Here is a 14,712-nt window from a genome sequence, read left to right as displayed (position 1 = left end):
GAAAAGAGGCTGGACTACATGTTCGGTCTTTTAAAAATCAGATTATGCTATTTGATAATCAGCAGAATAGGATTATAAAACTAAAAATTCTTTCTTGACAATCCAACGTAATCGCTTTCATCACCCCCTTCATTTATGGTAAGATGGAAGTGACGCATTAGTGTCATATTCTTAAAAATTAAAATACCCTTATTAAACATGGAGACGCTTTATGAAACAGAAACATTCACATTTTCTAATCCCTGGAATCCTTCTTCTAGGGATCGTTTTGCGGGCCCCGTTCACAACCTTGTCTACGGTCTTATCAGACATTGCTTCTGGTCTAGGCGTTGAGGTCAGTTCTCTCGGTCTCTTGACAAGTCTCCCTCTCTTGACCTTTGCGATATTCTCACCTTTTGCGGCTAGCTGGGCCAAACGCTTTGGTATAGAAAGACTCTTCCTCGGTGTTTTAATTGTGATGACACTTGGTTCTGCTTTGCGTACCCTTAATCTCCCTCTTCTTTATGTGGGAACGCTGTTAGTCGGAGCTGGAATTGCCTTTATCAACGTCCTTCTCCCAAGCCTAATTCAGGCTAACGAGCCAAATCAGTTAGGATTCTTAACCACACTCTACATTACAGCCATGGGATTATCCACAGCCGTAGCTTCATCAGTTGCCGTTCCAATCACTAAGGCAACCTCATGGCAAGGCTTGGTCTGGGTATTGACAGCGGTCTGTGCCCTAGCTCTTGTGATTTGGCTCCCTAATGTCCGTCACAATCATTACTTAGAACAAGATACTTCTACCAGCGAAAATTCAGGCAGTTGGTATAAGAGTGGCAAAGTCTGGGCCATCATGATTTTCGGTGGATTACAGTCACTCTTCTTCTATACCACTATCACTTGGCTTCCAACCATGGCTACACAAGCCGGTGTCGGCGAAGCCAATGCCGGAATTCTAGCTTCCGTTTTCACACTGACGAGTATTCCATTCTCTATGATTGTTCCTAGCCTAATCACGAAACTTTCTGATCGCAACCGCCATTTGATGCTAGTGACTACCGTCCTAGCAGGACTTATCGGAGTGGCTATGCTTCTAGTCAATACAGACAGCTTTGTGTATTGGTTGGTCCTTAACCTCTTAATCGGAAGTTCTGCTAGTGTCCTATTCCCTTACATGATGGTTTCCTTTTCAATGAAGGCTAGCACGCCTGAAAAAACAGCCCAACTATCAGGTTTAGCCCAAACCGGAGGCTATATCTTTGCAGCCCTTGGTCCAGTCTTGTTCGGTTCAAGCAAACAACTCTTTAACTCTTGGACCCCTGCTGTTTTAATTCTTCTTGTCTTGACCATAATCATGGGAATTGCCCTTTACAAAGTTGAAAAAACAGACGTAATTTTGTAAGTGAAAAACTAATAAAAGAAAATGCCCCACAAGTTGTAGCTTGTGGGGTGATTTTTTGTGTAGCGAATGAATGCAACTTTTAAATACAAAGGTCGAAGTATTCGTATTTGTCTTTCGACAAGTTCCCTTAACCACATAACCCTATTTCTCTAGCCAAAAGAACGCTTGGTTTAACATCTCTTTTGCTTGTCCAATCATACACGGTCCATGAGAAATAATAATATTCTTAGGTTCCCATTTCTTTATTTTGTGATAGCTCTTCAGAGCTTGTTTTTTACCAAATAAGAAAGTCATTCTTAAATCTCTTGGTGTTTTACCATTTGGATGGTGATTATCACCTATTTTAAAAAGTAGCTTTTCAAAAAGCGATAATTTCTCAGTTTCTATGTTTTCAATAAGATCCGTTAAAACCAGAGTTGAACTTTCATTATGGAAAAAAACAACCTCTTTTACATAAAAACTTCCCTCAAATGTTGTAAAACAAATTTCTTCGTTCCAATTGGCCTTGCTTAATTCCTGACCATAATCCAAACTCATTCCCGATTTTCTTGCACGCTTTTGAACACCACTAGCTAGCCAAACTTTTGCTTCAGGAAATAGTTGATGCCATTCATCTATATAACTATAATGTAAGACATTGGGGGCAATAAGGTGTTTTACCTCACCTAATTGCTTGATTTCAAAAAGTAAATTGTCATTAGGCTTAGTCGGTGAATGCACCCAAAGACCACCATTCTGTAGACGGATAACTGTCATTCTAGTTGAAAAAGGCACTTTGAAGAATTTGAAATCCATCAGTACTTCTTCCCCATCCACAATCCATAGGTTATCTGCTATCTTTTTTAAGGAATTGAGGGGAGTATATTTTTTGACTTCCATGAAACTCTGCTTTCTAAATTAATAAAGTATAATCAATCGTTATTCTCCAAAAATGGAACAACCAAGTCAATCCACTCTTGAGGTAGGTAGGCTGATAAATAGCCGTGATTATATCCTTTTGCCTCAAACAAGATAGTGTTGGGATGCAGCTGCTCAAATAACCTAGCTGACTCCTTAACACATTTCAATTCTTTTTCACCATAAATATAGAGAACCTGCGCCTTACTTTTAGAAATCCTACTCTTCAACTTATAATGCCCCATATAAGTTGAAGAGATGGTCACTAATGTTTTGATAGGCGTCCTTGGCATATCCTCCATATAAAAATTTTTTATCTCGTCTGGGTAAGCTAATTGGGGATAGAATTTATTCATTAAGCTTAACTGAAGTTTACAAGAGAATTTATTGAACATCAATTTACCAAATAGAGACACTAGAAAGATGCTGATTTTAGCTAACCTTGGTTGAGGAATACAGAGGCTTCCGTCTATGATGGCCTTCTCAGCAATTTCACTGTCTAAAGACAAAAGCTCCATGGCAATTTGACCACCAAGTGAAACACCACCGATTGCTAACAATTTCCCACCACAGTTTGCTTTGATATAGTCTAGAATCTCCAAAGCAGAATCTTCAGTAGAAACATAATCAAGTTGATATTCCTCGCCGTGGCCATTCAAAGTGGGTAGAATAACACGGTATTCTTCTGACAAGATTCGTGCTTGACGAAGATAATTCCACCAAGAACTGCCACCACCATGTATCAGTAAGATAGAAGGCAAATTCTTATCCCCAAATTCATGGAATTTCATGTTTAGACTCCTTACTTTAGGACTTTCACTTGCTAAATCCTTGTTTAATCAGCTCGTAGAAGCAAAGCTACACACTCCACGTGTCCTGCTTCATGTAATTGAACACTAGTTTCCTTGAACTCTTTGGTATATTTTTGGCTCATTTGGACATCTCCTTTGGTTAGATACTATTCTACCAAAACGTGTCCATAAAATCATACTAACATCAGTTCACTTACTTTGACAAAGTGGAGGTATCTATCCTCAAGACCCTCAATGCATTCCATACTGCTAGTAGCGTTACACCAACATCTGCAAAGATGGCCTCCCACATATTAGAAATTCCCAATCCACTTAGAACCAAGAAAATTAGTTTAACTACAATAGCCAAGGTCATGTTTTGTTGGGCTATTCTGACTGTCTTTTTTGCCAGTCGAATGACTTGAGGAAGTTTTCCAAGGTCATCATCCATCAGTACAACATCTGCTGATTCAATGGCTGCGTCCGAACCTAGCCCTCCCATAGCAATACCAACATCTGCCCTAGCAAGAACCGGTGCATCATTCACCCCATCTCCAACAAAGGCAACAGCCTGCTGAGACTGAGTCAGAATTTCCTCAAATGTACTCACCTTATCCTGAGGCAAGCAATCTCCAAATGCATCATTAAAGGCAAATTGCTGTGCAAATTCATCAACCACTGCCTGACGATCGCCTGAAAGGAGAACCGTCTTTTTAATTCCGACTGCCTGTAAATCCTTCAAGGCCTCGATGCTCGTCTCCTTCACTTGGTCTGTGATAAGGAAATAGCCTAGAAAATGACTGTCCTCTGCCAAATAGAGAACTGTTCCTGTGCTGTCAATAGCTGGATAAGCAATCCCTTGAACTTCCATTAATCTAGCATTCCCAAGATAGAGCTGTCTGCCATCTACCCTACCGGACATGCCCTGCCCTGGTAGCTCGGTAATCTGACTCACCCTATTCTCGTCCACTTCCTGTCCATAGGCTGTTCGAATAGAGTTTGCGATTGGATGATTGGAATAGCTTTCCAGATGGGCAGCGAGGTACAGAATATCATCCTCGACACCTTCTGCGTTGACAACGGTATCCACCGCAAAGATACCTTTTGTAATTGTCCCCGTCTTATCAAATACGACCGTATCCAACTTGGCAAGAGCCTCTAAATAATTCCCACCTTTCACTAAGACACCTAATTTAGATGCTCCCCCTAGCCCGCCAAAGAAACTCATTGGTACCGAAACCGCAAGAGCACAAGGGCAAGAAATGACTAAAAAGGTAAGTGCCCGATAAAGCCAAGTCGACCACTCCCCTAAACCAAGCAAGGGAGGCAGGCTTGCAAGCAGAAAAGCGATTCCGACAACCACTGGTGTATACACACGCGAAAAACGTGTGATCATCCGTTCCGTCTCCGCTTTTTTATTGCTTGCATTTTCAACTAATTCCAAAATTTTGTTGACCGTTGATTGCGAAAAAGTCTTACTCACTTCAATTACCAATGGACTAGTCAAATTGATCACACCACTTGTAATGTCCTCACCAACGCCAATTTCCCTAGGCAGTGATTCTCCTGTCAAGGCTGACGTATCCAGAATAGAACGACCTTCTCTGACCAGACCATCTAGGGGCACCTTCTCCCCAGGCTTAACTAAAATATGGTCCGCAACCCTTACTGTTTCAGGGTCTACTTGAACGGTTTCTCCCCCCTCTAGTCTCCAAGCCTTATCCGACCGAATATCCATCAATCGTGCAATGGACTGACGAGATTGAGAGGTGGCCTTATCTTGGAAATACTCCCCAATCTGATAAAAAAGCATGACGGCTACTGCCTCTGGAAATTCTCCCAAGAGAAAGGCTCCTAAGGTCGCGATACTCATCAAAAAGTTTTCATCAAAAAGATTACCACGTTGAATATTTTGAACCATCTTGATAAGAACCTTATGGCCGATAATGATATATAGGGTCAGATAATAGACCAGACGAATCCAGAAATACTCCTCTGGCAGGAAAAAGCCGAAGGCAAATAGAATCATAACAGCAAGTAGCAGCTCTTTCGCCCAATCTCGTTTTTCTGGAAGTGCCTCTTCCTTTTTCTCACTGATAACTTCGATTCCAGGTTCAATAGCATCCACCAAGTCAATAATTTCCTTATCTATCCCATCTTCGCTTTTTGTTTCCAAAATCAGCTTTTGAGCTATCAGATTGACAGTGGCAGATTCTACCTGCTCCAATTGATTGACAGCACGTTCAATCTTAGCAGCACAATTGCCACAGTCAATTCCTCGAAGTTCATACTCTTTCTTCATGTTTTTCCTCTTTCAAATGTTTCAGTGTCAAAGACAAGACTGCTGCGACATGATCGTCCGCAAGTTCATAATAGGTCATCCTTCCTTTTTTCTCCCCCTTGACCAATTGGCAGTCCCGCAGATAGCGTAGTTGGTGAGAAATAGCAGACTTGGTCATCTGTAACGCAATCGCTAAGTCTCCGACACAAATTGGATTTTGCCGTACTGCTTGTAAAATCCGCAAACGAGTTGGGTCAGAAATCGCCTTAAAAAAATTGGACATATTTAGCAATGTAACGGTATCAAACTCCGTCTCATGGACCCCTTGAATTAAATCTGGATTACAAGCTGTTAAACACTGTGACATATTTTCTATTCCTCCTATACTAAAGTTGTATCAAGTAACATCATGATTAGAAATCCGGCCATAACCCCACTTGTCGCAATATCGGTATTCTTGTGCTCTTGAGCACCTGGCACAAGTTCTTCCACTGCAACATAAATCATGGCTCCCGCCGCAAATAAGAGAGCATAAGGTAGTAGCTGGGTCATAGACATAACAGCATAGGCCCCTAAAACAGCTGCAATCGACTCAACAATCGCTGACATGGCGCCATAGTAGAAAGCTGATTTCCTACTTCGCCCTTCTACCCGTAGTGGCAAGGACAAGGCAGAGCCTTCTCGAATATTTTGGATGCCAATTCCCAAGGCCAATCCAAGGGCACTCATTCACGTAAAGGAAAGTCTAGTTGCGAGATTTGCCACACTAGCAAATGCCACACCAACTACTAAGCCCTCTGGTATATTATGAAACACTACCGCCAGATAAAGCAGCATGGTCTTTGATAAGGGTCTTTTGGGATTCAAAATCCCTTCCTTATCACTCATCTGATGATTCAAATGTAGGTCGGGAACCAAATAATTAATAAAGCGGATAAATAAGCCCCCGACAATAGAACCAACAGCCGTCGTCAACCAGTAAAATCTGTTCGTAGCTATTGACTGGCTATAGTCCAAAGAAGGGACAAGCAAAGGCCAGACTGCCGCTGCCGTCATAATGCCCGCTGCCAAGCCCATCATCATATCCATGAATTTTTGATGAATGGTTTTGACAAAAAAGACCAAACTAGCACCGATAAGGGTACAAAACCAGTTGAATAAGCCAGCTAATAAAGCTTGCATTACTGGTGATAGAGAAGAAAAATTACATCTCATACCTCAATAATCGATGATTCAGTTGAACAACCACTCAACTATTATCATTATAGTTGAACACTCGCTCAATTGTCAAGGAAGAAAGTAAAAAAGCTATGAGAAATCCCCATAACTTTGTAAATTATTGAAGCAATCTCGTGTTCTTAGAGAATATCACAATGCCATAAAAAGCCCAAAGGACTATTTGGAATTATCATATCATATAACGCTTCGACACAATTTAACGATTACTATATTGAGAAACAAACTTTACTCCTCAAGAAAGTTAGATGTTCCCAATGCTATCCGTAAGAGTACTTAAAACCTTGAAACATACTGATTTCAAGGTTTTTATAACGTGTTATTGTATCACCTAATTTCTACTGATTTCCATAGATCAAACCTTTCGTGATTTTTTCATATAGGTGGGTACGTTTCTATTCCCTCAAACTCCTTGTCAATGGAAATAAAAACGTACCCACAGTGTAAATGGAAATAGAATTTGAGAATTCCTAACTATCACTTCCACTCACTCCAAAAATTACTTACTCTAATACTTCCCCACCATAAAGCAAAAAGCCTTGCAATCAAGGCTTTTCATTATCCCTTTCGTTCAAAGGTTCTAGGCTTTTACGAGCAAAGCTACACACTCCACGTGTGCTGAGAGCTTTCTTCTATACTAATAGACGAAAGGGTGTGAAAATGATTTTTAAATGATACTGTGGAACGGAACAGTAGCCCTAGTATTGACTACTGTCGTTTCTATTCATATTGGCTATTCTAGGACTGAGATGAAAAAATCTATAAATGCTCAGAATAAAATTGAACCCGCAAATCTCCCCAAAACAATGGTGAGTCATGTACTTGTATTATTCCGAAAAAATACACCTCTGGTGCAGTGAGACAAATTGGTGTATCTTATAGTGGCTTCGTAGATGAAAGCTATACTCTACTATCACTCTTTGATGATGTAGAACAAATTGAAAAAGATAATAGACTTCAGACAGCTATTGATGTTGTCAGAGAACAGTTTGGTTTTTTAGCCATACAAAAAGGAACCGTCCTAACTGAAGGTTCCAGAAATATTGAACGCAGTAAACTTATCGGTGGTCATTCCGCGGGTGGATTGGAGGGATTAAAATGAAACAAGAAAAAAATACAGTACAATTTTCAGAAATCCGTAGCAAAGGATGTAATGATATTGAAATGCTTGAAAGATTTTTACATGGAATCGTTGAAACAGCAACTTCAAAACTTCGTCAGAGAAAACTCAAAACAACTGAAATATCGATACGACTAGTACATGCTAAATCTGAAAACCGATTACCATTGGAATTTACATTTAGCATTAAGCCAACAAGCTCATCTGTGATAATCTATACTGAGGTAATCAATCGCTTTAAAGAATGTTACACAGGTGGGGGAATTCAAGGTTTTACGATTCAATTTGATAAAAATACCCTTGCCTCTGCATAGAAAGGATTTGATATGATTGACCGTTCATATTTACCATTTCAATCAGCAAGAGAGTACCAGGATACAAAGATGCAAAAATGGATGGGCTTTTTCCTATCTGAACATGCATCAGCACTCTCTGATGATACAAACAAAGTAACGTACATGTCTGACTTATCACTAGAGAAGAAATTATTACTCCTCAGTCAAGTATACGCCGGGCAGCTACGCACACGCATTCAAGTGATTGAAAAAAACAAGCGTGTTTCCTACACTGGAACAATACCAAGTCTGACCAAAGATTTCATTTTGATAAAAACTACAACAGGTCACATCAATTTGAAATTAAAAGACATTATTAGTATTGAACTTGTCGAGGAGGTGCTCTATGAATCAGCTTGAGTTTCAGCGTAATCACCTACAAATGGACTATTATAGCGAGAGCTACCAAGATTTTGAACGTGACTTCTACCGCTACTCTAACATGAATATTCCATTGACCTTCCTAACTGATGATATCCTAAAAACAATGGCGACTTCACGTAAGAATTACTTTGTCCTCAATAAGGAAAAGTCCAGAGATAACCGCGATCACTTCTTCATATTTGAAGTAAGTACCGTAGATGAGAATCCGCTAATCTATCATTATACATATAAGAAAACTACAATATATTTAGCAGAAAAATAGGAGCAGTTCAATTGACTGTTCCTATTTTTAATATTCATAAAATCTAAAGTCTTTATACTCTTTAACAATGGAGTCGCCAACCAGAACAGACTATACTGACCAGCGACTACCTTAAATTTAATGTTTCAGATTTATTTTCTTATCTCTAATTTCATAAACTACATCTGCTACATTTTCGAGTAATCGTTTATCGTGGGTGATAAACACGATAGTTCCGGTGTACTCCTTCATTAGTATTTCCAAAGCCTCTAAACTTGGTATGTCAAGGAAGTTACTGGGTTCATCCATTATTAGGATGTTATATCTACCCATGAGCATTTTAGCAAGCAACAATTTTATAATTTCTCCACCGCTTAAAACAGATAAACTTTTTCCAATATCGTTCTGTTTGAACCCCATAGATGCTAGCACTGAACGAATTTCTGATATATTGTAGTCACAATCCTTCTGCATAAACTCCATAACATTCTGATTACTGTTGTACTTGTAACCATTCTGTGCAAAGTAACCTATTTTTGCCTTAGGCGAAATAGAAATTCCTTCTTCATGGTTTAAGATCATTTGGATTAAAGTTGTTTTTCCGATTCCATTACCACCAGTTAACGCCACTTTTGCTCCTAACGGAATTTGAAAAGATGCATTTTCAAACAGAGCCTTATCCCCAAATACTTTATTAATTTCTGCACCGACTATAGGGTATGGATTATGGAGCTCCAATGCTTTACTTTGCCTGAAACGAATTCTGCGAATGCCTTCCGGAGCTTCTACTTTTCCTAAGGCCGCAATCCTGTGCTCTAGGGTTTTAGCAGCATTATACATCTTTTTTTCCTTACTTCCTATTGATTTTTGATGAGCTAAACGCCCTCCGTCTTCAGTACTTTTTTTCTTTGAAGAACCTTTTGCCTTCTGTTCTATTTTACGAGCCTGTTTTCGCTTTTCCTCCGCAGCCCTTTCCAATCGGGCACGTTCCGCAATAAATTGTTCGTATTCTGCAGCTTGGCTCTTACGTTCTTCCTCTTTCTGACGAAGATAATCAGAATAGTTTCCCCAATACTCAGTGATTTTGCCATCTTTCAGTTCCCATATTTTATCTACTATTTCATCAAGAAAATAGCGGTCATGGCTAATAACTAACAGTGCACCTGTAAAATATTTTAGCTGTCCTATTAGAAAATCAATTCCTTCACGGTCTAAATGGCTCGTAGGTTCATCCGCTAAAATACCATGAACCTGTGCCGATAAGGCCTGTGCTATTTTAAGCCTTGTTTCTTCACCACCGCTCATAGTCTGTATATTTAATTGCTCAACACCTAGCTTGCCTACAAGTGCAAAATCTTTTTCCTCCTGCAGAGTTACTTCGTCCAACTGGGGAATATAGGCAAGTTCACCCAGACGATTCATTTTACATCCTGGGGGAGTTAATTCTCCTAAAAGTACCCTGAGTAAAGTGCTTTTTCCAGCACCATTTGCTCCTACTAAACCAATACGGTCATAATCATATACTTCTAATTCATTTATATCTAAAACATCGCGTCCTTTGAATTCCACACGAATGTCTTTTGCTTTTAATATTAATTCCATAACATTTCCTCCTGTCTATAATCGCATGCTTTCATTTGCTTGTATGCAGGGAAAACCCTGCGATTTTAGCAGGAAGAGTTACATGAAAATAAGATACATAAATATTCCTCCAATATTGTTTATTTTAAATCTAATTTTCTAACCTCAGTTATCATTTGGCAAACTATAGCAATGCCAATAATTAAAATACCTGATAGTAAAAACCAATGATTTACACCGATTTTATCAGCAAAGAATCCAGAAAGAATTAACCCAATTGGCATAGCAAGTGACATGATACTTCCGATCAAAGAAAATACACGTCCTAAATATTCAGGCTTAATTTTCTCCTGAAAAAGAGCTGTTTGCACACCGCTATAAAATGGCACCGAAAGCCCCATTATTGCACAGCAAACTACGAATATTACAAATCCATTTGGAGGAAGTATTCCCGAAACGGCTAAACTGGTCCCCATTATAAAAAATGAACTTGTTATTAGTAATACATGCTTTTCGAAGCCCCCTAATCTTCCTAATAATAAGCCTCCTGCTAGCATCCCAAATGCAAAGGAAATTTCCGTAATAGAAATATGCACAGGTGTTCCATTAAAGTGTTCCATGCTTATTAAAGGAAATAGTGCATTGATTGGCATATAAACAAAAGTATATAGTGTTCCTAAGAGTAATAAGGCAAACAATCCTTTGTTTTGTCTCAGAACCACAACTCCTTCTTTCATCTCCCTTATGAAATTTGGTTCTAAACTTTGCACTTGATTACCCAGCTTAGGTATACGTACAATTGCTACCGTAATAGATGCAATCACAGCACCCAATACGTCGATGGCAATAATAGCATTTAAATCCCAAACGGAGTATAAGAGTGCTGCAACTGCCGGACTAACAATATAGCTTATAGACTGCAAAGACTGACTATAGCCTGCGCATTTCGTTAGCTGTTCTTCTGGTACTAAAAGTGGTGTAACCGCATTGAGTGCTGGGGTATGAAAAGCTGTTCCAATGCTACGGATAAACAATACTATCATAATCATCCAGACAGGTAGCTCCATACAGAATGCAACAATAGCAAGCACTGCACCAGCTGCTGCGATAATTAAATCGGCACCAATCATTATCTTCTTCCTATCATGACGATCCACTAGCACACCAATGGCAGGTCCCAAAATCGCATAGGGTAAAAAACCTACTAATGAAGCCATAGACAAGACCATCGCAGATCCTGTTTTTTCTGTAAGGTAAAAAATAATCGCCATTTGCAGGATGGCACTAGTGATTAATGATACTGCTTGCCCTGCCCATATTGCATAAAATTTTCGTTTCCAATTGTTGTATTTTTCCATTTATATTATCTCCTGCATATTATTTTGCTTGAATTTCTATTTTGAATAGCATTCTAGGCAATAAAAAATGCAGGCCAAACCCCACAATGTGGCTTTTGGTCTGCATACATACAATTTGGAAACATTCATATTAAAGACATAGTTAAATAAAGGTATAGTTAAATAACCAATATCCTCACCGTAACTAATGAATGCTCAATATCGTATAAATAAGCACAACAAAAAAGCCTATCATCGGGTATAGATTCTGCTTTTTTTATTGCCAGCTTATCTTAAACGCATTGAGGCTGTCATAGTTTCGGTTCCTCCTACATCTTTGTTTATATCAACTTATAGTATAACACAACAAGATGATATGTTCAATATAAAAGTTATGGAATGAGACTCATACTTCCAATTCGATGCCAGATTTAAAGGATATGACGAAGTTTTCTTCATAGACTGTAACGCTCTGGATTATCTTCCTTAGTAGCAAGCGATTAGCTTTCACAAAATCTTCTGTTTGTAGTTTTAAAAATTCATCAGGATTTTCTAACTCAACCTCAAAATATTTCATTTTACATTCCCTCATTTCATTTATTGATAAATTGAGTTTGCAAAAAAGAGTGGACAATTTTTGTCTACTCTTAACCTTTAAAATAGTTTTTTTTAATCGATTTGAAGTTGCCTAAATTATTACTTATTCGGTAAAATGAAGTATTGCTTTCAACAGATTTCCTTCAACTACACTTCACTTGATTCAAACAAGGTGGGTACATTTCTATTCCCACAAACTCCTTGTCAATGGAAACAAACACGTACCCACAGGGTAAATGGAAATAGAATTTGAGAATTCCTAACTATCACTTCCACTCACTCCAAAAATTACTTACTCTAATACTTCCCCACCATAAAGCAAAAAGCCTTGCAATCAAGGCTTTTCATTATCCCTTTCGTTCAAAGGTTCTAGGCTTTTACGAGCAAAGCTACACACTCCACGTGGTGCGTTTGCGGAAATAAATCAACCGGTTGTACTTTCTTCAATTCATATCCCAATTCTTGGTAGAGTTTGATATCACGCGCCATGGTTGCTGGGTTACATGAGACGTAAGTAATCTTCTCAGGTTGCATGGCAACACTGGCTTTGATGAAGCTTTCAGTCAAGCCCTTACGTGGTGGATCCACAATGATGACGTCTGGTTTGATGCCATTCTTACTCCACTTAGTCATGGCATTTTCAGCTGAATCAGCCACATAGTGGGCATTAGTAATGCCGTTGCGTTCTGCATTTTTCTTAGCATCTTCGACGGCTGTTTCGATGACTTCAACGCCATAGACTTCCTTGACCTGTTTGGCGAACGACAAACCGATTGTCCCGATACCTGAATAGGCATCAATAACAATGCTGTCGCTGTTTAGGTCTGAGAAGTCAATGGCTGTTTGATAGAGTTTCTCAGCCATTTCGGTGTTAACCTGATAGAAAGACTGGGCAGAAATCTCATAGTCATTACCCAACATACTGTCTGTGATGGTGTCTTGACCATAAAGGGTGCGGAACTCCTTGCCAAAGATGGCGTTAGTGTTCTTATCGTTGATGTTTTGGATGATAGAAACAACATTTGGGAAGGCTTCCGTAATCTTAGCAATGACTTGGTCAATACGGAAAATTTTTGGTCTAGTCGTTACAAAGACCAGCATCATCTGACCTGAATAGTGGCCACGACGAACCACCAAATGACGAATTAACCCTGTCTGCTCCTTCTCATCATAAGGTTTGAGGTCATAGCGGCGAAGAAGATCACGGACAAAGACAATGAGTTTATCAATTTCCTTGTCTTGGATGAGGAAATCTTCAATTGGAATCAAGTCGTGAGAATTCTTGCGGTAGAAACCTGTTTCAAGCTGACCTTTAACACGGCGAACGGGCACTTGCGCCTTATTACGGTAGGCGTAAGGCGTCTCCATCCCCAATGTTTCAGCGACCTCTACGTCTGAGATACCTGCTGTCTTATAGAGGTTGTCCACAACTTGTTTACGCTTGAACTTGAGCTGCTCCTCGTAGGTCATATGGCCAAAATCAGCAATCCCTGAACGGAGGTAGGTCGCATCAATATCCTGATTACGATTTGGTGAAAGGGTCACATACTCCTCAACCTTACCAAAGCCGATATTTTTCTTGAGCTTAAGCACGCGCATCTTGATGACTTCACCTGGAAGGGCGTTATCCACGAAAAAGACAAAGCCGTCCACCTTGGCAACGCCTGCTCCTTCATGTGTCAAATCGACAATTTCAACTTCTACAATATCGTTTTTATTTAACATAATTCAACTTTCTTTACTCTTATAGGGCTTAAACATATCTTCTAAAGCCTTTTACTACCCTCCATTATAGCACATATAAATTAAATTTATGGCTGGCCATAAATAATATAGATTTTTCAGAAAAGTCATACAGTGCTATCATAGGTCCATGACAAAAAATTAAACGACTTAGCAACCTAGCTAGATGTCGTTTCTATATAAAGGAGAATAATCATGCCAGATATTACCATTCATACAATCGAAACTGCACCAGAAGAAGTCAAAGACGTCCTTCAAACAGTCAAAGATGCCAATGGGGGATACATTCCAAACTTGATTGGTCTCCTTGCTAATGCGCCAACTGCGCTTGAAACTTACCGTACTGTCGGTGAAATCAACCGTCGCAATTCATTGACACCAACTGAACGTGAGGTTGTTCAAATTACAGCTGCTGTTACTAATGGCTGTGCCTTCTGTGTGGCAGGTCATACAGCCTTTTCAATCAAGCAAATCCAAATGACACCTCAACTTTTGGAAGCCCTTCGTAACCGTACACCAATCGAAGATGATCCAAAACTTGATACCCTTGCTAAATTCACTATTGCCGTGATTAATACCAAAGGTGCTGTTGGTGACGAAGCCTACAATGACTTCTTGGAAGCTGGCTACACTGCACAAAATGCCCTTGACGTTATCTTGGGTGTCAGCCTTGCAAGCTTGTGTAACTACGCTAACAATCTCGCACAAACACCAATTAACCCTGAACTTCAAGAATTCGCTTAATGCAAAGATAAACTGATAAAGATAAACTAGAGGAGGACCTA

14 protein-coding genes and 1 pseudogene are annotated in these 14,712 nt (G+C 39.5%); 6 read left to right on the top strand and 9 right to left on the bottom strand.

Features of this window, described 5'->3' with window-relative positions; genetic code table 11:
* Nucleotides 1–211: 211 nt before the first annotated feature.
* Nucleotides 212–1,384 (top strand): MFS transporter, encoded by a 1,173-nt coding sequence (locus NYE32_RS03295; RefSeq protein ID WP_021144461.1) that lies wholly within the window; start codon nt 212–214, stop codon nt 1,382–1,384.
* 141 nt (nt 1,385–1,525) lie between these two features.
* Here the strand turns inward: NYE32_RS03295 and NYE32_RS03290 are convergent, their stop codons facing one another.
* From NYE32_RS03290 to NYE32_RS03270, 5 genes and pseudogenes are all read right to left on the bottom strand, one after another.
* Complete coding sequence (locus NYE32_RS03290) at nt 1,526–2,263, bottom strand: DUF4336 domain-containing protein (protein WP_021144462.1); 738 nt, start codon at nt 2,261–2,263, stop codon at nt 1,526–1,528.
* 32 nt (nt 2,264–2,295) lie between these two features.
* On the bottom strand, nt 2,296–3,072 hold the full coding sequence (locus NYE32_RS03285; RefSeq protein WP_048790548.1) for an alpha/beta hydrolase: 777 nt from the start codon (nt 3,070–3,072) through the stop codon (nt 2,296–2,298).
* Between the two features lie 214 nt (nt 3,073–3,286).
* Nucleotides 3,287–5,374, bottom strand: a complete 2,088-nt coding sequence (locus tag NYE32_RS03280) for a heavy metal translocating P-type ATPase (RefSeq protein ID WP_002890512.1) — start codon at nt 5,372–5,374, stop codon at nt 3,287–3,289.
* A complete protein-coding gene (locus NYE32_RS03275) occupies nt 5,358–5,720 on the bottom strand; it encodes a metalloregulator ArsR/SmtB family transcription factor (protein WP_002890511.1) in 363 nt (120 codons plus the stop codon). The genes NYE32_RS03280 and NYE32_RS03275 overlap by 17 nt, the downstream gene beginning before the upstream one ends.
* Nucleotides 5,721–5,734: 14 nt before the next feature.
* A pseudogene (locus NYE32_RS03270) lies at nt 5,735–6,568 on the bottom strand (ZIP family metal transporter).
* Nucleotides 6,569–7,445: 877 nt separating this feature from the next.
* Between NYE32_RS03270 and NYE32_RS03265 the strand changes: the two are divergent.
* Genes NYE32_RS03265 through NYE32_RS03250 form a run of 4 tightly spaced genes read left to right on the top strand, consistent with a single transcriptional unit; the run spans nt 7,446 to nt 8,690 of the window.
* The gene (locus NYE32_RS03265; protein ID WP_001813542.1) at nt 7,446–7,691 is read left to right on the top strand and encodes a hypothetical protein; all 246 of its coding nucleotides are present in this window, start codon (nt 7,446–7,448) and stop codon (nt 7,689–7,691) included.
* Nucleotides 7,688–8,023 carry a hypothetical protein gene (locus NYE32_RS03260; RefSeq protein WP_000806926.1) on the top strand — a complete coding sequence of 112 codons (336 nt, stop codon included), beginning with the start codon at nt 7,688–7,690 and terminating at the stop codon, nt 8,021–8,023. Before NYE32_RS03265 ends, NYE32_RS03260 begins: the two co-directional genes overlap by 4 nt.
* A 12-nt stretch (nt 8,024–8,035) precedes the next feature.
* Complete coding sequence (locus NYE32_RS03255) at nt 8,036–8,404, top strand: hypothetical protein (protein ID WP_000567222.1); 369 nt, start codon at nt 8,036–8,038, stop codon at nt 8,402–8,404.
* Nucleotides 8,391–8,690 carry a DUF5960 family protein gene (locus tag NYE32_RS03250; protein ID WP_001072467.1) on the top strand — a complete coding sequence of 100 codons (300 nt, stop codon included), beginning with the start codon at nt 8,391–8,393 and terminating at the stop codon, nt 8,688–8,690. The genes NYE32_RS03255 and NYE32_RS03250 overlap by 14 nt, the downstream gene beginning before the upstream one ends.
* A gap of 117 nt (nt 8,691–8,807) precedes the next feature.
* Here the strand turns inward: NYE32_RS03250 and msr(D) are convergent, their stop codons facing one another.
* The 4 genes from msr(D) to rlmD form a co-directional block, all read right to left on the bottom strand.
* Nucleotides 8,808–10,271 (bottom strand): ABC-F type ribosomal protection protein Msr(D), encoded by a 1,464-nt coding sequence (msr(D), locus tag NYE32_RS03245; protein WP_000420313.1) that lies wholly within the window; start codon nt 10,269–10,271, stop codon nt 8,808–8,810.
* A 119-nt stretch (nt 10,272–10,390) separates the two neighbouring features.
* A complete protein-coding gene (gene mef(A), locus NYE32_RS03240; protein ID WP_000417519.1) occupies nt 10,391–11,608 on the bottom strand; it encodes a macrolide efflux MFS transporter Mef(A) in 1,218 nt (405 codons plus the stop codon).
* Between the two features lie 385 nt (nt 11,609–11,993).
* Complete coding sequence (locus tag NYE32_RS03235) at nt 11,994–12,164, bottom strand: hypothetical protein (RefSeq protein ID WP_000873143.1); 171 nt, start codon at nt 12,162–12,164, stop codon at nt 11,994–11,996.
* A 389-nt stretch (nt 12,165–12,553) separates the two neighbouring features.
* Complete coding sequence (gene rlmD, locus NYE32_RS03230; protein WP_339157067.1) at nt 12,554–13,909, bottom strand: 23S rRNA (uracil(1939)-C(5))-methyltransferase RlmD; 1,356 nt, start codon at nt 13,907–13,909, stop codon at nt 12,554–12,556.
* A gap of 213 nt (nt 13,910–14,122) precedes the next feature.
* Here rlmD and NYE32_RS03225 point away from each other — a divergent pair, with 213 nt between their 5' ends.
* Entirely contained in the window at nt 14,123–14,671 is a 549-nt protein-coding gene (locus NYE32_RS03225) for a carboxymuconolactone decarboxylase family protein (protein ID WP_002885920.1), read from the top strand.
* Nucleotides 14,672–14,712: the final 41 nt, after the last annotated feature.

The organism is Streptococcus sp. FSL R7-0248, from assembly GCF_037967965.1.
Taxonomy (GTDB): Bacteria; Bacillota; Bacilli; order Lactobacillales; family Streptococcaceae; genus Streptococcus.
The sequence above is the reverse complement of the archived record's forward strand: the minus strand, read 5'-3'. Positions and strand labels throughout refer to the sequence as shown.

Bases quoted from the DNA above. Each gene is read 5' to 3' on its own strand.
- NYE32_RS03250 (WP_001072467.1), top strand. From the start codon at position 8,391: ATGAATCAGCTTGAGTTTCAGCGTAATCACCTACAAATGGACTATTAT.
- rlmD (WP_339157067.1), bottom strand. From the start codon at position 13,909: ATGTTAAATAAAAACGATATTGTAGAAGTTGAAATTGTCGATTTGACA.
- NYE32_RS03285 (WP_048790548.1), bottom strand. From the start codon at position 3,072: ATGAAATTCCATGAATTTGGGGATAAGAATTTGCCTTCTATCTTACTG.
- NYE32_RS03225 (WP_002885920.1), top strand. From the start codon at position 14,123: ATGCCAGATATTACCATTCATACAATCGAAACTGCACCAGAAGAAGTC.
- NYE32_RS03295 (WP_021144461.1), top strand. From the start codon at position 212: ATGAAACAGAAACATTCACATTTTCTAATCCCTGGAATCCTTCTTCTA.
- NYE32_RS03255 (WP_000567222.1), top strand. From the start codon at position 8,036: ATGATTGACCGTTCATATTTACCATTTCAATCAGCAAGAGAGTACCAG.
- NYE32_RS03280 (WP_002890512.1), bottom strand. From the start codon at position 5,374: ATGAAGAAAGAGTATGAACTTCGAGGAATTGACTGTGGCAATTGTGCT.
- NYE32_RS03235 (WP_000873143.1), bottom strand. From the start codon at position 12,164: ATGAAATATTTTGAGGTTGAGTTAGAAAATCCTGATGAATTTTTAAAA.
- NYE32_RS03290 (WP_021144462.1), bottom strand. From the start codon at position 2,263: ATGGAAGTCAAAAAATATACTCCCCTCAATTCCTTAAAAAAGATAGCA.
- NYE32_RS03275 (WP_002890511.1), bottom strand. From the start codon at position 5,720: ATGTCACAGTGTTTAACAGCTTGTAATCCAGATTTAATTCAAGGGGTC.
- NYE32_RS03260 (WP_000806926.1), top strand. From the start codon at position 7,688: ATGAAACAAGAAAAAAATACAGTACAATTTTCAGAAATCCGTAGCAAA.